The sequence below is a fragment of the Acidisoma sp. genome, assembly GCF_035492295.1.
GTDB lineage: Bacteria > Pseudomonadota > Alphaproteobacteria > Acetobacterales > Acetobacteraceae > Acidisoma.
This window is the reverse complement of the sequence record NZ_DATJJK010000229.1, coordinates 1-18,945: the sequence shown is the minus strand read 5'-3', so window position 1 is coordinate 18,945 and position 18,945 is coordinate 1. Positions and strand designations below refer to the sequence as shown.

The window sequence follows — 18,945 nt, the reverse complement described above, 5'->3', positions numbered from 1 at the left end:
TCGCAGCCGCAATCGGCCTAGAAGTGTATGGCCTGACCGTAGGCGTCAAGCACCGCCTCATGCATGGTCTCGCTGACGGTCGGGTGCGGGAAGACGGTTTCCATGAGTTCGGCCTCCGTCGTCTCCATTGTGCGGCCGATGACATAGCCCTGGATCATCTCGGTCACCTCAGCGCCAACCATGTGCGCACCAAGCAACTCGCCGGTTTTGGCGTCGAAAACAGTCTTCACCATGCCCTCTGGCTCGCCCATGGCGATGGCCTTGCCATTGCCGATGAAGGGGAAGCGGCCGACCTTCACCTCATGCCCGGCGGCCTTCGCCTTGGCTTCGGTGAGGCCCACCGAAGCGACCTGCGGGCGGCAATAGGTGCAGCCCGGGATATTGCCGGTATCGAGCGGATGCGGGTTCTTGCCCGCGATCATTTCGACGCAGATGACACCTTCATGGCTCGCCTTATGGGCAAGCCACGGCGGCCCCGCGAGATCGCCGATGGCATAGATGCCCTCGACGCCCGTGCGGCCGAAACCATCGACCACGACATGCGTGCGCTCGACCTTCACCCCCGCCTCTTCCAGGCCGAGATTCTCGACATTGCCGACGATGCCAACAGCCGAGATGACACGATCGACCGTGATCTCCTGGGTCTTACCGGCGGCCTCGATGGTCACCGTCACATTATCCGACCCCTTCTTGAGGCCCTTCACGGCAACGCCCGTATGAATGACCATGCCTTGCTTCTCGAAAGACTTGCGGGCGAAGGCGCTGATTTCCTCATCCTCCACCGGCAGCACGCGGTCCATGACTTCGACGACCGTCACCTTCGCGCCCATGTTAAGGTAGAAGCTCGCGAATTCGATGCCGATGGCGCCGGACCCGATGACCAGGAGGGATTTCGGCATCATCGTCGGCACCATAGCCGTCTTGTAGTTCCAGACCAGCTTGCCATCCGCCTCCATCCCCGGCAGGTCGCGCGCCCGCGCACCTGTCGCCAGGATGATGTGCGGGGCCTTCAGCGTCGCGACCGCTTTGCCGTCCTTCTCAACCGCGACCGTATTCTTGCCCGCGAGCTTGGCCTGGCCGTCGAAGACCGTGACTTTGTTCTTCTTGAGCAGGAAGCCGACCCCGGTGGCGAGCTGCTTCGCGACACCGCGCGAGCGCTTCACGACCTTATCGAGGTCAAATTTGATATTGTCGGCGGAGAAGCCGAACTCGTCGAGATGCGCAAGGAGATGCGAAATCTCGGCGCTGCGCAGCAGGGCTTTGGTCGGGATGCAGCCCCAGTTCAGGCAGATGCCGCCCAGGTGCTCACGCTCCACCACAGCCGTCTTCAAGCCAAGCTGGGCGGCGCGAATAGCGGCCACATAGCCGCCGGGGCCACCGCCGACAACCACGACATCGAAGCTTTGCTCGGCCATGAAATTCTTCCTCTGATTAGGTCCGGCTGTGCACCGGCGTCAGCTTTCGGCAAGCGCAGTCAAAGCCGGCCCGGTCAGGCGCTGGCGGGTCCAGCCATCAAGCGGAATGGCGCCAAGCGAACGGTAGAAACGGACGGCCTTTTCATTCCAGTTAAGGACATCCCAGTCCATGCGCGCGCAGCCCTGGGAAATGGCGTGCTGGGCCAGAAAACGGAAGATCTGCCGGCCGATGCCTGCCCCGCGATGGGCGGGATCGATGTAGATGTCCTCCAGGTAGAGCCCATGGCGGCCGCGGAAGGTGCTGAAATTATAAAACCACAGGGCGAAACCCACCGACGTGCCGTCCATTTCGGCAATCAGCGCTTCGGCCCGGCGCGGTTCTCCAAACAGGGAATCATGAAAATCCGCGTCCGTCGCCACGACCTCATGGGTCAGTTGCTCAAAGGCCGCCAACGCCTTCACGAAGCCGAGGATGGTTGGAACATCCCCGGGCTTCGCCAGGCGGAGAGTTACATCCGCCAATTCCAGCCCCCGTCCCTGTCAGAGCATCAGGTTCAGCGGTTCCTGGATGATGGCCTTGAAGGCCTGCAGCCACTCCGCGCCAAGCGCGCCATCGACCACCCGATGATCGACAGAGAGCGTCGCGGACATCACGGTCGCAACCGCAAGCTGCCCATCCTTCACCACCGGCCGCTGCTCGCCGGCGCCGACCGCGAGGATCGCCGCCTGAGGCGGGTTGATGATGGCCTGGAAGTCCTTCACGCCGAACATGCCGAGATTGGAGACGGAGAAGCCGCCGCCCTGGAACTCCTCGGGCTTCAGCTTGCCGGCGCGGGCGCGCAGGCCGAGATCCTTCATCTCGTTGCTGATCGTGGCCAGGCCCTTCTGGTCTGCGCGACGGATGATGGGCGTAATCAGCCCATCGGGAATGGCAACGGCGACGGAGATATCCACATCATCGTAGAAAGCGACGCCGTCATCCGTGAAGCTGGCATTGACCTTGGGCACGCGGCGGAGCGCGATCGCCGCCGCCTTGATGATCATGTCGTTCACCGAGAGCTTGAAGGAACCTGTACCGTCCTTGGACGAACGGGCATTGAGCTCGCCGCGGAGCTTCAGGAGGGCGTCGAGCTCAATATCCATCGTCAAATAGAAATGCGGGACGTTCTGCTTGCTCTCGGTCAGGCGCTTGGCGATCACGCGTCGCATTGTGGTGTGGGGCACCAGACTGTGAGGCGCGGTGATGGCGGCGGCCTTGGGCGGTGCGGCCGGCGCGATGGGCGCAGCGGCCGGAGCGGCGACGGCCGGCGCGGCTCCGGCCGCAGGAGCCGCCTTCGCACCCTCGACATCCGCCCGCACGATGCGGCCGTTGGGCCCCGTTCCCGTAATGCCGGAAAGATCGATGCCCTTGTCCTGGGCGATCCGCTTGGCGAGTGGGGAGGCAAAAATACGCGTCCCCTTGTCATGCCCATTCGCGGCCGGCGCCGCTTTTGGGGTCGCCGGGGCGGCGGCTTCGGCCTTGGGCGCTTCGGCAGCAGGAGGCGGTGCGGCGGCCGGGGCCGCACCTGCGCTATCCGGCACCTTTTCGCCCTCCTGAACCAGGATGGCGATCGGCGCGTTGACCTTCACTGCCTCGGTGCCGTCAGCCACCAGGATCTTGCCGAGGATGCCTTCATCCACGGCTTCCACTTCCATGGTCGCCTTGTCGGTCTCAATTTCGGCGATGACGTCGCCGGCCTTCACCGCCTCGCCCTCTTTCTTCAGCCAGCGGGCGAGCGTGCCCTCCGTCATGGTGGGCGAGAGCGCGGGCATAAGGATGTTGATGGCCATCGGCGTGCTCCCTCAGACGATCTTGCGAACGGCGTCAACAACCCAGGACGGCTGCGGAAGCGCGAGCTTTTCGAGGTTCGCGGCATAAGGCAGCGGCACATCGAGCCCGTGCACGCGCACCGGCGGCGCATCCAGCCAGTCGAAACAGTTTTCCATGATCTGCATCGCGACTTCCGCGCCGATACCGGAGAAGGGCCAGCCCTCTTCCACCGTCACCAGGCGGCTCGTCTTCTTCACGCTCTCCACGATGGTCGCGGTATCGAGCGGGCGCAACGAACGCAGATTAATGACCTCGGCGCTGATGCCCTGCTCGGCGAGAGCTTCCGCCGCCTTGAGAGCGATATCGACCATGATGCTGAAGGCGACGATGGTGACGTGCTCACCCTTTCGCTCCACCTTTGCCTTCCCGATAGGGAGGACAAAATCCTCATCCGTCGGGCATTCGAAGGTGTGGCCGTAGAGGATCTCGTTTTCCAGCACGATGACCGGGTTCGGGTCACGGATGGCGGCGCGCAGCAGGCCCTTGGCATCCGCCGCGGACCAGGGAGCGACAACCTTGAGGCCCGGGCAATGCGCGTACCAGGAGGCATAGCACTGACTGTGCTGGGCGCCGACCCGCGAGGCCGCACCGTTCGGCCCCCGGAAGGTGATCGGCGCGCCCATCTGGCCGCCTGACATATAGAGCGTCTTGGCGGCGGAGTTGATGATCTGGTCGATCGCCTGCATGGCGAAGTTGAAGGTCATGAACTCGACGATGGGCTTGAGGCCGCTCATCGCCGCACCGACGGCCATGCCGGTGAAACCATGTTCGGTGATCGGCGTGTCGATGACGCGGCGGGGGCCGAACTCATCCAGCAGCCCCTGGCTGATCTTGTAGGCGCCCTGATACTGGGCGACTTCCTCACCCATCAGGAAGACGTCGCCATCGGCCCGCATCTCGGCGGCCATGGCATCGCGCAGGGCTTCACGCACGGTAATCGGCTTGGTCGGGCCCCAGTCCTTCTCCGGCGCGGCGGCGGCCGTGGGCGCGACTGTCGGTGCCGTATTGGCCACAGGGGCCGGAGCCTCGGCCGCCGGAGCGGCCGCCGGCGTTGCGGGCGCGGGGGCGGCCGCGCCATTCGCGCCGCCACCGATCTCGGCGATCGGGGTGTTCACGGCGACCCCTTCCGTGCCCTCAGGCACCAGGATGGAGGAAAGCGTACCCTCGTCCACCGCTTCCACTTCCATCGTCGCCTTGTCCGTCTCGATTTCGGCGATCACGTCCCCGGCCTTGATCTCATCGCCGACATTTTTGAGCCAGCGGGCGAGCTTGCCCTCCGTCATGGTGGGGGAGAGGGCCGGCATCAGAATCTGCGTTCCCATAACGCTCACGCCTCCACCAGGATATCAGTCCAGAGTTCTTTCGGATCGGGCTCGGGGCTCGACTGGGCGAAGTCCGCCGCCTCCTGCACCACGGCTTTCACCGCATCGTCGATCTTTTTGATCTCGGCCTCGTCCACGCCCTGCTCGGTGAGCAGGTGATGCACCGCCTCGATGCAATCGCGCTCGCTACGCATCTTCTGCACCTCTTCACGGGTGCGATATTTCGCGGGATCGGACATGGAATGGCCGCGATAGCGGTAGGTTTTCATCTCGAGCAGGAAGGGTCCCTTCCCGGCGCGGCAATGGGCGATAGCCTGCTCGGCCGCTTCCTTGACGGCGATGACGTTCATGCCGTCAACCTGCAGGCCGGGAATGCCCCAGGCAGCACCGTTCTTGGAGAGGTCCTTGGACGCGGAGGCGCGCTCGACGCTGGTACCCATGCCGTAACGGTTGTTCTCGATCACGAAGACGACCGGCAGCTTCATCAGGGCGGCGAGGTTGAAGCTCTCGAAAACCTGCCCCTGGTTGGAGGCACCTTCGCCGAAATAGGTCACGGAGACATTGTCGGTGCCGCGGTACCAGTTGGCGAAGCCGAGTCCGGTGCCGATGGAGACCTGAGCGCCGACGATGCCGTGGCCGCCGTAGAAGCCCTTGGCCTTGCTGAACATGTGCATCGACCCGCCCTTGCCGCGCGAATAGCCCGTCTCGCGGCCGGTGAGTTCCGCCATCACGCCACGCGCTTCCATGCCCGTCGCCAGCATATGGCCATGGTCGCGGTAGCTCGTGATGACCTGGTCGCCCGGCTTCAGAGCGGCCTGAACCCCGACGACGACGGCTTCCTGGCCGATATAAAGATGGCAGAAGCCGCCAATCAGCCCCATCCCGTAAAGCTGCCCCGCCTTCTCCTCGAAACGCCGGATCAGCAGCATATCGTGGTAGAAGCGCAGAAGGTCGTCCTTGCCCATAGATACCTCGGGAATTTTGGTCCGTTTACGGGTCGCCGCTGCCTGGGCCATGTCTTTCTCCGTGTCGTCGGTCAGTCGCCGCGTCATCGAAAACTCATCGCCGACACCTAGCCATTCCTGCTCGGTCTCACAAGTCAGAGCCGAAAAAGCCTTATGTTGCAACGCAATATAGGACGTTAACTGAATTGTGGTTAAGCCCCTGATCGACCTGTCCCATGCGCACCTTCTGCTTTAGCGGCATTACCCATCCGGCCCCTACTTCGACCGGTTATTGCCGTAAACAGCGTCCTGCTATCTCAAGTCTTGCCCAAACGGGGTTGCGTCTCCGCAAAAACACGCAGGATTCAGGAAAATTCAGATTTTTATTGCAATACCATTCTGAGATGCGTTAGAAAATCTGACATTGTGTGATCTTTATGCCATGACCCAAGCCACCACGCCCGCCTCCAGCCATCTTCATGTTCCCTTCATCTTCCTGCCGCGCGGCGCAAGCCTGCCAGGGGATTGGGGAGCGACCCATCCCGGCTGGGTGACATTTCCAGCAATTTTTCAGCCCCGGCCGGCTTCTCCGTCCCAGGACCAGCCACTCTCGGCCGCGCGTCCTGAGATGAGGTGGCTGCCCAGGGATCGAGAGTAAGCCGAGCGCATCGGAATAGGATCGGCGCAAAGGGCTGCCACAGGACGGGCGTCACCGCCTCGGTCCCCGGCGAATCGCCACGCCCGGCCCATCAAGGCTTCATCAACCAGCGCAAAGGGCCAGCCCCGGAAACGACGATGCGATTGTCGCGCCCGGGGCCGCGTCTCAGAAGCCGCGCACGACCTCAAAACTTGCGACATCAATCATGAAGCTGCCGTCCGCCTCGATCGCGAAATGACGCCGCACGGGGTCGGCGACGGCCGCCTGCAATGCACGGATGGCATTGGCCATCACATCCGGCGTGCGCATGCGGGCGATCCAACTTGCGAAATCCATGCGCAGCCGATGCCGCCGGGTGGCCTGCGTCATGAAGCCGCTCTCCGCCAGCGCCACTTCCCATTCGCCCGCGCTGTAGTCGCGCACGTGGGAGGTATCGCGAAGCACCTCGACCGTCTGCAGATAGGTGTCGAGAATGCCAGGCCCGGGGGAGACGACGTCGATGAAGACACCGCGGCCGCCCGGGCGCATCACCCGATGCGCCTCCCGCAGCCCCGCCCGCCAATCGGCCCAGTGATGGGCACTGAACCGCGACACCACCCAGTCAAAGCTCTGATCCTCGAAGGGCAACGCTTCCGCTTCGCCCTGCTCAGTCAGCAGATTGCCGAAACCCCGATCGCCCGCCGCATGGGCGACCACCGACAGCATTTCCGGTGACAGATCATAGGCCACGACCTCGCGCACAAAGGGGGCCGCCGCGAAGGACATGTGGCCACCGCCGCAGCCGAGGTCGAGCACACGCGCCCCCGCCCCGTCTTCGGCCAGCATGGCCGCGAAATGGGCCAGATCCTCGCCCTGGGCATGGACCGAACTCGTCAGATAGGATGCAGCGCGTGGCCCGAACTGGCTCTCGACGCTTTCCGCCTGGCTCATGCCGTTCATTTCGCTACTCCCACGCTTGCTGCAGCGGCGTTGTTCGCCGCGCTCAAGACCGCGCGCATCGCGGCCTCGCCGCTATCGACGTCGATACCGACGCCGAAGACCGATTTGCCGTCCGGCAGAACGCATTCGACATAGGCGACGGCCTGCGTGCCAGACCCTGTGCCGATCGCATGTTCGTCGTAATTGACGATGTCGATGGAAAGCCCCAGCGCCTTGTTCAGCGCATCGACAAAGCTGGAAAGCGGCCCATTGCCCTGGCCGGTGATGCTCCTGGCCACGCCATCGACCTCGATGCGGCCGGTGAAGCTGCGCGGCGCGCCGGATTTGTCGGCACCCGAGACGCTATAATCGACCAGCGAGAACCGTCCCGAGCCATCGATACCATAGGTCTGACGGAAGGCTTCCACGATGGCGGTCGTCGTCGTCTCCCGACCCGTGCGATCGGCGATCTCCTGGACCACCCGGCTGAACGCGATCTGCAGCCGACGCGGCAAGCGCAGACCCTGGTCCTGCTCGAGTACCCAGGCGACACCGCCCTTGCCGGACTGGCTGTTGACGCGGATCACCGCCTCGTAGGAGCAGCCGATATCCGCAGGGTCGATCGGCAGATAGGGCACTTCCCAATTGTCGTCGTTCTGCTTCTGGCGGGCCGCGAAACCCTTCTTGATCGCATCCTGGTGCGAGCCGGAGAAGGCGGTGAAGACCAGCTCACCCGCATAGGGGTGGCGGGGGTGGACGGCGATCTGATTGCAATGCTCGACCGTGCTGACGACCTTCCGCATATCCGACAGATCAAGGCCCGGATCGACGCCTTGCGTGTACATGTTCAGCGCCATGGTGACGATATCGACATTGCCGGTTCGCTCACCATTGCCGAAGAGGCAGCCCTCCACTCGGTCCGCCCCGGCCATCAATCCCAATTCGGCCGCCGCGATGCCGGTGCCGCGGTCATTATGCGGATGTAGCGAGATGATGGCGCTGTCCCGGCGCGTGAGGTTGCGGCAGAACCACTCGATCTGATCGGCATGGACATTGGGCGTTGCCACTTCCACCGTCGCCGGCAGGTTCAGGATCATCGGCCGCTCCGGCGTCGGCTGCCAGACGTCCATCACCCGCTCGCACACCTCGAGTGCGAATTCGGGCTCCGTAAACGAGAAAGTCTCCGGCGAATACTGGTAGGTCCAGATCGTCTCCGGATGCTCGTCCGTCAGTTGGCGGATCAGTTTTGTGCCGGATACGGCCAGCGCGATGGTGCCTTCCTTGTCCTGGTTGAACACCAGGCGCCGGAAGACTTCGGAGGTTGCGTTATAGAGATGGACGATGGCGCGATGCGCGCCCGACAGGCTTTCGATCGTGCGGCGGATCAGCTCCTCGCGCGACTGCGTCAGAACCTGGATCGCCACATCCTCGGGGATCAGCCCACCCTCGATCAGGCTGCGGACGAAGTCAAAATCCGTCTGGGAGGCGGAGGGGAACGCGACCTCGATCTCCTTGAAACCGGTTTTGATCAGAAGGTCGAAGAAGCGGCGCTTCCGTTCCCCATCCATGGGATCGATGAGGGACTGGTTGCCGTCCCGAAGATCGACCGAGCACCAGTGGGGCGCTTTCGTGATGCGCCGGTTCGGCCATTGCCGGTCCGGCAGGTCGATGGCCGTGAAGGGTCGGTATTTGGCGGCTGGGTTGCTCAGCATCATGACGGGCGCTCGTTTCGGTCCAGAGAAATGTCGAGAGGATCAGGGATCGGCCGACTACGATCGCGGGCTGGCCGTCAGCATCCGCGACCGCACCGAAGTCGTGCCGCGGCCGGCATGCCACAGGGCGGGACGTGAAAGGCAAATGGAAAAGGGATCATCAGGAAACTCGATCGGACGGCGGACGGGCGATCCGTGCCCGGGGCACGGAGGATGGAACACGGACTCGTTCAGAGTGCCGCGGTGGTAAGTCGCCCAAGAAGCGCCGGAGCGCTCTGCGTGATGTCCAGCATCGTCATGTTGAGAAAACTGCCCTTATCCACCGCATGCCGCAACCGAAGGGGGCGCAACCGTCCCATGCCCGGGAAGCGGCCTCACCGCCGCGGCGGCAAGGCCGCCGCAATGCGGGCCAGCGCCTCCTCCTCAATATCCAACTGCTCAATCAGGGTCTGTACGGCCTCGTCATTGATCGCATGGCGCTGGCGCAGCTTGCGCATCTCGGCCCGCTCTGAGCGCAGGGCCCGCAGCCGGAGCGCGATTTCCGCGCGCTGATCCTCCCGCGCCCGCTCGTGATTCTCGTTGCCATCGTCCTGCCCTTCGAGCTTGAGGCGATAGTCGGCCAGCACCCGCCCCGCGGCTTCCTCATAGGCATTGCGCTCCAGCGCCCCCTGGCGGCGCTTGATGCCCGCCTCCACGCGCTCCTCCAGGTCATTGATGGCACTTTCCGCCATCAGCCGTCGCGCGGCCGCGATTTCCGCTTCGAACTGGTCCAGTTCGGGCAGACGAAGCCTCGGCATCAGGAAAGGCAAGAAGACCACCGCGACCAGAAGCGAAAGCACAATGACCCCGCTCGCCAGACAAATCAGCAGGCCGCGCATCGGGAAGGGCTCGCCTGTCGGCAGGTAGAAGGGCAAGGAGAGGATACCGGCAAGCGTTACAGCGCCGCGCACCCCCGCGACAGTCGCGATCAAGAGCGGGATGAAACCCGGGAACCCGTAGCCGACCCGCCGGCCACGCGCCTTGTTGATGCCGGTGCGTAGAAGAGAGGTCAGCAGCACCCAAACGAAGCGGAGGATGAAGAGTGCGGCGGTGATCAGCAGCATCACCATCAGCAGTTGCCAGGGCGAGTAGCCTGCCGCGATCGTCCGCTTGACGCCGTCGCCCAGGATGCCGGGAAGCTGCAGCCCGAGCAGAAGGAAGATCAGCCCGTTGAAGGAGAATTCGAGAATGCTCCAGATGGCGAAGGTGCGCCTGCGGATCGCGCTGTGACTGCCGCCGAAGGGGTCGAGAAAATTGAGGGTGAGGCCGGCTGAGACCGCCGCCAGGATACCCGAAAGGCCCAGATGTTCGGCCAGCAGATAGGAGGCGAAGGGCAGGAGCAGGATGAGGACGACATAGATCGAGGCCTCTTCCGCCCGCTTGGTGAGCACCTTCTGGTCAAGCTGGAAGAAACCCCAGCCCAGCACCGCGCCGACACCCAGCCCACCAGCCGCGACGAGAACGAAATTCATCGCGGCGTCGGAGAGGGAGAAGGTGCCTGCCACGACCGCGCCGACCGCGAATTTAAAGGAGACGAGACCCGACGCGTCGTTCAACAGCGCCTCGCCCTGCAGAATGTGCATGAAGCGGCGCGGCAGGGCGCGCCCGTTCAGAATGCCGGAGAGCGCCACGGCGTCCGTGGGCGACAGCACGGCTCCAAGCGCGAAAGCCGCCGCCAGGGGAACGAAATTGAGCAGGCTATGGATGAAAAGGCCGACGCTCACGACCGTGAAGATGACGAGGCCGAAGGCCAGCGCGAGGACCGGCACCCCGGCCTCGGTCAGCTCGCGTTTCGGAATGCGATAAGCGTCGGAGAAGAGCAGCGGCGGGATGAAGAGAAGAAGGAAGAGATCAGGATCGAAGCTGACGTGAAACCCGGCCAGATCAATGGCCGCACCGATCGCGATTTGCAGCAACGGCAAGGGGACCCGAACGACGGTCACCACAAGATTGGACAGGGCAGTGGTGAAAAGCAGAACGAGGATCGTCGTCGTCAGATGCATGGCAAGGCGATCCTACGGGTGGGCCACGCCTGGGGCCCCCCGATCAACAAGACCTGAGCCGAGGCGACAGGCGCCCCTCCCTCCGTCGGCTCAGAGTTCACTCAGCTTGTGGCGAGAACGCGGCCGGCCACCGCGTCGAGCTTGGCGACCAGCGCCGGATCGCGCGCGGCCGGGGCGGTGATCAGGCTGTGTGTCAGCGCCCGGTCGCAGCCTGAACTGCAGAGCCCGCGGGATTGGCCGACGACCGGCAGCACCGCCTTGACCAGTGCGCGGGCATTGTCGGCATTGCCGAAAAGCGTCTTCACGACCTGATCGACGGTCACCGCGTCATGGTCCTGGTGCCAGCAATCATAGTCGGTCACCATGGCGACGGTGGCGTAACAAAGCTCGGCCTCACGGGCGAGCTTGGCCTCCGGCATGTTGGTCATGCCGATGACGCTGCAGCCCCAGGACCGGTAGAGCACGCTCTCGGCATAGGTCGAGAATTGCGGACCTTCCATGGTGAGGTATGTGCCCCCGCGGGTAACCGGCAGGCCGAGGCCACGCGCCGCACCCTCCAACGCCTCGCCGAGACGGCCGCAGACCGGATGAGCCATCGAGACGTGGGCGACACAGCCCGAGCCGAAGAAGGTCTTGGGCCGTGCGAAGGTGCGGTCGATGAACTGGTCGACGATCACGAAATGCCCGGGCGGCAACTCTTCCTTCAGGCTGCCCACGGCTGACAGCGAGAGCACGTCCGTGCAGCCCACGCGCTTCAAAGCGTCGATATTGGCGCGATAGTTGAGTTCGGAGGGCGATATTTTGTGGCCACGGCCATGACGCGGCAGAAAGACGCAGCGCAGGCCGTACAGCCTGCCGAACAGCAGCTCGTCCGAGGGCGGGCCCCAGGGGGTTTCGACGCTGCGCCATTCCTTCTCCTCGAGCCCCTCGATATCATAGAGGCCGGAGCCGCCCAGGATGCCGACCAGCGGCTCCACGGTCTCGGTCGCGTCGTCAGCCATGAGGCACCACTCCTTGCGTTCCGCTGCCAGCGCAGCGCAGATCAGACGATCATGGCTTCAACAACAGCCCGGCGGATGAGGCAAGGCGCCTGTTGACATAGAGCAATGCCCCGCAGCCCGAATCCCTGGCAGGAGCATGCGAAACACCGCGTCTCGGGCAAGGCCGCCCGATGCCGCACCGCTAAAGGATACGGCCCTCATGTCGACTATGTCGGATATCGCTGCCCCTGTCCCTGAAGCCGGAAGCGCGACGGACCCGGCGCTCGCCCATATGAACCTGCGCGCGGAAGCGGAGGCTTGGTTCCAGAGCCTGCGCGACCGGATCTGCGCCGCCTTCGAAGCGTTGGAGGATGCCCAGACCGGCCCCCTCGCCGACCGTCCGGCCGGGCGATTCGTGCGCACCGCCTGGCAGCGCGAGGAAGGCGGCGGCGGCGTCATGAGTGTGATGCGCGGTCGTGTTTTCGAGAAGGTCGGCGTCAACTGCTCCACGGTCCATGGCGAGTTCAGCCCGGAATTCCGTAAGGCAATCCCGGGGGCCTCGGAAGATCCGCGTTTCTGGGCCTCGGGCATCAGCCTCGTCAGCCATATGCACAGCCCGCTGGTGCCCGCCGTGCACATGAACACGCGCATGATCATCACCCGCCACGGCTGGTTCGCCGGTGGCGCCGATCTCACGCCGATGCGGCTGGACACGCCCGAGGCCGAAGCTGATGCGGCTGACTTCCATGCCGCCATGAAGGCCGCCTGCGACCCGCATGGCGCCGATTTCCACGCTCGCTTCAAGGAATGGTGCGACGAGTATTTCTACCTTCCCCACCGGGGCGAGCCGCGCGGCGCCGGCGGCATCTTCTACGACCAGCACCGAACCGGCGATATCGCTGCCGACTTCGCCTTCACGCGGGACGTCGGCCTCGCATTCCTGGATGTCTATCCCAGGATCGTCCGCCGCCGCATGTTCGACCCCTGGACGCCGGAGCAGCGCGAGCATCAGCTCATCCGCCGTGGCCGCTACGTGGAGTTCAACCTGCTTTACGACCGCGGCACGCTCTTCGGTATCAAGACCGGCGGCAATACGGAGGCGATTCTGATGAGCATGCCGCCAGAGGTGCGCTGGCCGTAATACCCGCCTGCTGCGCGGCGCGAGCATGCCATCCGCGCCGCAGCGTCATCACTAAGTTATTGACAAATCGAAAGAAAAGCGCCTAAAATCTAGCCTATCTTGATCGCGCTGGCGGGACACTCCCCGCACAATCACTCCCGCTAGAAGGAGGTGTGGCGATGCTCGACTTAGGTGTTGGCAAGACGAAGGACGGCGCTTTGCTCGCCGCCCGCATTCTCCTCATGCTGCTCTTTGTCCTCTTCGGCTGGGACAAACTGACGAAATTCGGCGATACGATCGGCTATATGGCGCAGACCGGCGTGCCAGACGCGCCGCTCGCCACGGTCTTTGCCATCGTCATGGAACTCTTCATCGGCGCCGGCATCGTCGTCGGGCTCATGACGCGCCTTCTGGCCCTGCTGATGATGGCCTATACCCTGGCGACGGCCATCATCGGCCACCCCTTCTGGACCATGACCGGCGGCGCGGCGGTGGACGCCGAACTGAACTTCTTCAAGAACATTGCGATTATGGGCGGGTTGCTGGCCCTCTATGTCGGCGGCGGGGGCCGCTATTCCGTGGATGCCACGATCAACTTCGATCAGCCGCACGCCGCTGAGAGGACTGTGAGCCACGGTTCAGATTGAATCGCTCCCGCTCCTCGATCTGGACCGGCCAGACCTTAGAGTATTTTCCCTTCGAAGGGCGGCTGGAAGTCCGGCGCCTCAAACTCGATGACCCAGAGATCGGGATCGAACTTCACCTGCCGGTCGACATAGGCATCCGCGCGGGTCTGGTCGACCGGCTCCGCTCCCGTCCCGCGCATCCAGGCGAGTTCGCCACCCTCGGCCCGGGTCTGGGACAGGACGACGACACCACCCGCGCGGTCCCGCAGCACGACCAGGATGCCGCCGGCATCGGCATCGCCCCGGCGCAGCACCATGCCGGGCCTTCCGTCCCGATCACCGAGGCGAAGCGCCATCTGCACCCATAGCTGTGCCTTCACCCGTGGTTCCATCGGTCCCTCCTCAAACAGCCACTCGACTCAGACCGCATCCCCTGCCAGATGAGCGCCGAGACGAGGAGGCCCCCTATGGATCGGAAGATGAACGAATCACAGCGCGCTTATGAAGCCAAGCGTGCAGCCAAGGCCGGCATGAGCCTGGAAAAATGGCTGCAGAGCAAGGCCCGGGAAAAGGAAAACGCGACCGCCGCCAAGCAACCCCCGGCGCCGCCCAAGCCCCCCGGCTTCTTCGGCCGGCTGCTGGAGCGCGCCCATAAGCCACTGAAATCCTGATCCTCCCCGATCCGGGACGAGAGACGTCGCCGTCCATCAAGGCAGAGGGCTGTTTTTGACAATGGCCCGGCAAAAACAAAGTACCATCTCTTCGGGCTGCCATCGCACATGAGGTTCCTGCGCCCCAGCTGAGCGTCGACCGCCCGAGGAGAGAAGATTGACCCTGTCGCTGACCCTGCTCCAGCTTGCCGGCTATGTCGCCCTGCTGCTCTGGGGCATCCACATGGTCCAGACGGGCGTGCAGCGGGCCTTTGGCGCGCGGCTGCGCGGCTTCCTGGGCAGCGCGCTTCGTAATCGCTTCAAGGCCTTTCTGGCGGGCATCGGCGTTACCGCCATCCTGCAGAGCAGCACGGCGACCGGCCTGATGGTAACGGGCTTCGCCGCCGGCGGCCTCGTGGATCTCGTCCCTGCTCTCGCCGTCATGCTCGGCGCCAATGTCGGCACGACGCTGATCGTGCAGGCCCTTTCCTTCAATATCTCAGACGTGGCGCCAGCGCTGATCCTCGTCGGCGTGCTGATGTTCCGCCGCGCGACGGCGGGCACGCGGGATTTCGGGCGCGTCTTCATCGGTCTCGGCCTCGTCCTCATGGCGCTCGGCCAGTTCGTGAGCCTCGTCACCCCCTATGAGGATGTGCCGAGCCTGCAGCTGTTTCTCGGCGCGGTTGCAAACCAGCCGCTGGTCGATGTGATCCTCGCCGCCGGTCTCACCTGGGCGGCGCATTCCAGCGTCGCCGTTGTGCTCATCATTATGTCCTTCGCGGGGAACCACGCCGTGCCCCCGGACGCGGCCTTCGCCCTCGTGCTCGGCGCCAATCTCGGCTCGGCCATCAATCCGGTGCTGGAAGGCACCTCCGGCAACGACCCCGCCGGCCGCCGCGTGCCGCTTGGCAATCTCATCAATCGTGGCCTCGGTACGCTGGTCGGGCTCGCCGCCCTACCATGGCTCGGCACCTGGCTGATCGCGATCGAACCAGATGCGGCGCGCGCTGTCGCCGATTTCCACACCGCCTTCAACCTCATCCTGGCGGCCGTATTCTTCCCCTTCCTCGGCACCTATGCGGGCCTGCTGCGGCGCCTGCTACCGGCCCGGGTCGACCCCGCCGATCCCGGTCAGGCGATCTATATGACGGCAGCGGCGCGCGAAGCGCCGGCCATCGCCATCGGCGCCGCGGCGCGGGAGGCGATGCGTCTCGCCGATGTGCTTGAGACGATGTTGCAAGGATTGCGTGACGCCTTCGCGCGCGCCGATCGCCGCCAGATCACCGAAACCAAGCGCCTGGACGACGTGCTCGACCGGCTCAACACCGCGATCAAGGCTTATCTCACCGGCCTCGACCCCGATGGGCTGACGGACGCCGACCACGCACGGGTGACCGAAATCCTCGCTTTTGCGACGCATCTGGAGCAGGCGGGGGATATCGTAGAAAAGAGCCTGCTGGGCATCGCTGGCAAGTGCTTGCGCCGCGGCCTCGCCTTCTCGAAGGAGGGAGAGGCCGAGCTCACTCAGATCATCGGGCGGTTGATCATCAACGTGCAGGCGGCGGCCTCGCTGTTCATGACCGGGGATGAGCGCGCCGCCCGGCTTTTAGCAGCGGAGAAAGAGGCCTTCCGCGACCTGGAGGCCCAGGCCACCGCCGCACATTTCGCGCGGCTCCGGGCCGGACGCATCGACACGGCCGAGACGAGTTCGCTGCATCTCGACGCGCTCAGGGATCTCAAGCGCGTCAACGCCCATCTGGTGGCGGCGGCAGCCTATCCGGTGCTCGAAAACACCGGCGAGTTGCTGGCGAGCCGGCTGCGCCCGGCCGACTAAGACGGGCGGGGCACGACGGACAGCCTAATCCTCGCCGAGATCGAGGGTGGCAATGTTCAGCAGGCATTCCAGCACCTCCGGCTCCTGCGCCCCAGCGATGGCATGGCGGCGGCCCATGATGAAGCAGGGGGCGCCATTGATGCCGAGGCGGTGGGCGCGGAGATTGTCCCCGTGAACGTGCTCGATGCCCTCGTCGCTTTCAAGCAGGTCGCGCGCCGCCTCGACGGGAAGCCCGACCTGCTGCGCAATGGCAAGCAATTCGGTGAGGGCGCCGATATCCCGCCCTTCGGTGAAATGGGCCGTAAACAGCGCGTCCGCCACAATCTCGGCGCGGCCCAACTCGGCGGCGAAGCGCACAAGCCGATGGGCATCAACGCTGCTCGGCGTGGTCCGGATACGGTCGAAGCGAAAGGAAATGCCCTCCCCCCTGCCGATCTCGGCAATGGAGGCATAGAGCCGGCGCGCCCGATCCTCGGTCCCGAATTTGCGAACCACGTAATCGGTGCGAATCATGCCGGCGCGCGGCATGTCGGGATTGAGAAGGAAGGGCCGCCATTGCAGGTTGAAGCTGACCTCTGGCCGGCGCCGCATGGCCCGCGTCAGCCGTCGGGTGCCGATGAAGCACCAGGGGCAAACGAGATCGTAGACGATCTCGATCGCAATCGGCGCGCGTGAGAAGACCAGCATGTTCATGGCTTGCCGCCCGGTCGCCCCTTCCTGCCCTGCCGCGCTCTGCGGCAAAACGCGATCATAGCATGCGGGAGCGCAAATCGCAGGCCTGGATACCCGTCAGATCGCCGTATAGTCGGAAACCATCGGATCGAGCCGGAACTCGTTGACGAAGAAATCAATCACCGCGCGGACCCGTGGTGCCAGGTGGCGGCGCGAGGGATAGACGGCGTGGATCGGAATGCGGGGCGGCTGCCAATCCTTGAGGATGGCCCGCACCCGTCCGGCGGCAATGTCCTCGTTGAACATCCAGGTCGGCAGTTGGCTGATGCCGAGACCGTTACGGATCCCATCAGCGATGCCCTCCACGCTGTCGCAGCGGAAGCGGCCGCCGACCTCTACCGTGGTCGAGCCCGCGATACCCTCGAGCTCCCACTGATGAGCGGAGGCCCGACCCAGCCCGCCGGTGTAGACGAGGCAGGAATGGGTCGTGAGATCCTGAGGCGTGACCGGTTCACCATGCTCTTCGAGATAGTCGGCGGATGCCAGTACACCGCGGCTGGTGGAGCCGAGGTGGCGCGCGACGAGGGACGAGTCTGCTATCTGTCCGGCGCGTATTGCGATGTCTAGATTTTCAGCCACCAGATCCTGTGCCTGTTCGGATATGCTCACTTCCACTTCAAGCTGAGGGTAACGCTGCAGCAGACGCTTCAGGCGGGGGATGATGTGAAGCCGGGCCATCGAGGTGGAAGAGGCGATGCGGATCGTGCCATGGGGGGACGCGCGGCGTTTTCCGAGGATCTCCTCGGTTTCGTCCACGGTATCGAGTACGCGGCGGGCATGGGCGAGCAAATCCTGCCCGTCCTGGGTGAAGGTCAGACTACGGGTGGTGCGTTGGATCAGACGAACGTCGAAATGCGCTTCGAGCGCCGCGATCTGGCGAGAGATCGCCGGTTGGGTGGAACCGACCTCACGCGCCACAGCGGAGAAAGATCCCGTCTCAGCGACACGCACGAAACAACGGAAAGCAGCCAAAAGATCCATAAACCATACCCGACCGCATGAATGTTATCAGAGACTAGAGTATTTCGCGCGAGCTAAGCATGAACCATCTATCGTCTTAGACATGGACAATTCGACGCCAGCCCTGCAATAAACGCATTGGATCGAGAGCTTCCGGGTTACTGCCATGAAGTCACTGAATGCACAGCTACTCGCCTTCAAATCCTCGGTCTTCGACCGGGCGGATGGGGAAACCGCGCAGGCATTGCGGCAACTGGAAGCGGATGCCCGGGCCGAGACGGCCGGAGCCACCTTCCTGAAGGTCGGCGATCGCGCGCCGGACTTCACCCTGGGCGATGCCGAGGGGAAGATGCACCACCTTGGCAATTATCTCTCGCAGGGCCCTGTATTTGTTTTGTTTTTTAAGGGGGGCTGGTGCCCGTACAGCAGCTTGACATTGCGCGCATGGGAGGACGTTGCGGCCACGGTGCGCAAGAATGGCGGCCGAGTGCTGGCGATCTCGCCGCAAAAGCCCAGCCGCGCGGCCCTTGTGCGTGAAAGCAATGGTGTGAGCTTCCCCGTCCTGGCCGACTGCGGGAGCAAGGTTGCCGAAGCCTTTGGCGTGGCAACCCAGGCCAAGCCGATCGCCCGTGAGATTCTTGCCAAGATGGGCTGCAACCTGCCGGAAGAGAATGACGGGGACGTATGGTCCCTGCCCCGCGCCTCTGAATTCCTGATCGGCAGCGACGGGATTATCCGCCTCGCCCATGTCTCCGCCGTCTATTTCGAACGGCTTGAACCGCAGGAAGGGCTGGAGGCACTGCGCCGCGCCAAGGCTGAGAGCCTGGCCCACGCCTGAGCAGAGGCCCGCGCTTCGCGTGTAGTCTTCATCCGATGCGACCGTCGCCGTCCAATGGCGGGCCATTGCGCCCGGCATTGTGACGCGAGCGTCAGGTTTCATCGCGAAATCACATTTCGGGCCCATGGGCGGAAATCTCCCGTCCGCAGGAAGACCGCGAAATTAGCCAATGGCTCTGGGCCTTGGGCAGTGCTTGCCGCCTGGCCGCCGCTTCAGTAAAGAGGAGCTTCCATGTCCGCGTAGCTCAGCAGGATAGAGCACAGGATTCCTTGTTTCGAACTGGGCGCCGCGCCGGGAAACCACGCGGCGGATCTGCTCAAAGTC

Annotated in this window: 17 protein-coding genes; 5 read left to right on the top strand and 12 right to left on the bottom strand. The window is 64.2% G+C overall.

Annotated features, from left to right (window positions below):
• Window positions 1-17 precede the first annotated feature (17 nt).
• The 9 genes from lpdA to VL752_RS17235 form a co-directional block, all read right to left on the bottom strand.
• On the bottom strand, window positions 18-1,415 hold the full coding sequence (gene lpdA / locus VL752_RS17275) for a dihydrolipoyl dehydrogenase (protein ID WP_325357102.1): 1,398 nt from the start codon (window positions 1,413-1,415) through the stop codon (window positions 18-20).
• A gap of 39 nt (window positions 1,416-1,454) precedes the next feature.
• On the bottom strand, window positions 1,455-1,937 hold the full coding sequence (locus tag VL752_RS17270) for a GNAT family N-acetyltransferase (RefSeq protein ID WP_325357101.1): 483 nt from the start codon (window positions 1,935-1,937) through the stop codon (window positions 1,455-1,457).
• Between the two features lie 18 nt (window positions 1,938-1,955).
• Window positions 1,956-3,245 carry a pyruvate dehydrogenase complex dihydrolipoamide acetyltransferase gene (locus tag VL752_RS17265; protein WP_325357100.1) on the bottom strand — a complete coding sequence of 430 codons (1,290 nt, stop codon included), beginning with the start codon at window positions 3,243-3,245 and terminating at the stop codon, window positions 1,956-1,958.
• A gap of 12 nt (window positions 3,246-3,257) precedes the next feature.
• Entirely contained in the window at window positions 3,258-4,607 is a 1,350-nt protein-coding gene (locus VL752_RS17260; protein ID WP_325357099.1) for a pyruvate dehydrogenase complex E1 component subunit beta, read from the bottom strand.
• Window positions 4,608-4,612: 5 nt separating this feature from the next.
• A complete protein-coding gene (gene pdhA, locus VL752_RS17255; protein ID WP_325357113.1) occupies window positions 4,613-5,572 on the bottom strand; it encodes a pyruvate dehydrogenase (acetyl-transferring) E1 component subunit alpha in 960 nt (319 codons plus the stop codon).
• 802 nt (window positions 5,573-6,374) lie between these two features.
• Window positions 6,375-7,148 carry a class I SAM-dependent methyltransferase gene (locus tag VL752_RS17250; RefSeq protein WP_325357098.1) on the bottom strand — a complete coding sequence of 258 codons (774 nt, stop codon included), beginning with the start codon at window positions 7,146-7,148 and terminating at the stop codon, window positions 6,375-6,377.
• Window positions 7,145-8,842 carry a 2-isopropylmalate synthase gene (gene leuA, locus VL752_RS17245; RefSeq protein WP_413788773.1) on the bottom strand — a complete coding sequence of 566 codons (1,698 nt, stop codon included), beginning with the start codon at window positions 8,840-8,842 and terminating at the stop codon, window positions 7,145-7,147. Before leuA ends, VL752_RS17250 begins: the two co-directional genes overlap by 4 nt.
• 371 nt (window positions 8,843-9,213) lie before the next feature.
• Window positions 9,214-10,881: a Na+/H+ antiporter gene (locus VL752_RS17240; RefSeq protein WP_325357097.1), complete on the bottom strand. Its 1,668-nt coding sequence runs from the start codon at window positions 10,879-10,881 to the stop codon at window positions 9,214-9,216.
• Window positions 10,882-10,982: 101 nt separating this feature from the next.
• Complete coding sequence (locus VL752_RS17235) at window positions 10,983-11,882, bottom strand: S-methyl-5'-thioadenosine phosphorylase (RefSeq protein WP_325357096.1); 900 nt, start codon at window positions 11,880-11,882, stop codon at window positions 10,983-10,985.
• 271 nt (window positions 11,883-12,153) lie between these two features.
• Between VL752_RS17235 and hemF the strand changes: the two genes are divergently transcribed.
• Both hemF and VL752_RS17225 read left to right on the top strand, forming a co-directional pair.
• Window positions 12,154-13,002 (top strand): oxygen-dependent coproporphyrinogen oxidase, encoded by an 849-nt coding sequence (hemF, locus tag VL752_RS17230; RefSeq protein WP_413788774.1) that lies wholly within the window; start codon window positions 12,154-12,156, stop codon window positions 13,000-13,002.
• Between the two features lie 158 nt (window positions 13,003-13,160).
• Window positions 13,161-13,628, top strand: a complete 468-nt coding sequence (locus VL752_RS17225; protein ID WP_325357095.1) for a DoxX family protein — start codon at window positions 13,161-13,163, stop codon at window positions 13,626-13,628.
• 35 nt (window positions 13,629-13,663) lie between these two features.
• Here VL752_RS17225 and VL752_RS17220 read toward each other — a convergent pair whose 3' ends face one another.
• On the bottom strand, window positions 13,664-13,999 hold the full coding sequence (locus VL752_RS17220) for a DUF1491 family protein (protein ID WP_325357094.1): 336 nt from the start codon (window positions 13,997-13,999) through the stop codon (window positions 13,664-13,666).
• 87 nt (window positions 14,000-14,086) lie between these two features.
• On the opposite strand from VL752_RS17220, the gene VL752_RS17215 reads away from it, so the two are divergent.
• The gene (locus VL752_RS17215; RefSeq protein WP_325357093.1) at window positions 14,087-14,278 is read left to right on the top strand and encodes a hypothetical protein; all 192 of its coding nucleotides are present in this window, start codon (window positions 14,087-14,089) and stop codon (window positions 14,276-14,278) included.
• A 157-nt stretch (window positions 14,279-14,435) separates the two neighbouring features.
• Window positions 14,436-16,091 carry a Na/Pi cotransporter family protein gene (locus VL752_RS17210; protein ID WP_325357092.1) on the top strand — a complete coding sequence of 552 codons (1,656 nt, stop codon included), beginning with the start codon at window positions 14,436-14,438 and terminating at the stop codon, window positions 16,089-16,091.
• 24 nt (window positions 16,092-16,115) lie between these two features.
• On the opposite strand, the gene VL752_RS17205 is transcribed toward VL752_RS17210, so the two are convergent.
• Window positions 16,116-16,832 carry a DsbA family oxidoreductase gene (locus tag VL752_RS17205; RefSeq protein ID WP_325357091.1) on the bottom strand — a complete coding sequence of 239 codons (717 nt, stop codon included), beginning with the start codon at window positions 16,830-16,832 and terminating at the stop codon, window positions 16,116-16,118.
• Window positions 16,833-16,880: 48 nt separating this feature from the next.
• Entirely contained in the window at window positions 16,881-17,804 is a 924-nt protein-coding gene (locus tag VL752_RS17200) for a LysR family transcriptional regulator (RefSeq protein ID WP_325357090.1), read from the bottom strand.
• Between the two features lie 145 nt (window positions 17,805-17,949).
• Between VL752_RS17200 and VL752_RS17195 the strand changes: the two genes are divergently transcribed.
• Window positions 17,950-18,621 (top strand): peroxiredoxin-like family protein, encoded by a 672-nt coding sequence (locus VL752_RS17195; RefSeq protein WP_325357089.1) that lies wholly within the window; start codon window positions 17,950-17,952, stop codon window positions 18,619-18,621.
• Window positions 18,622-18,945 lie beyond the last annotated feature (324 nt).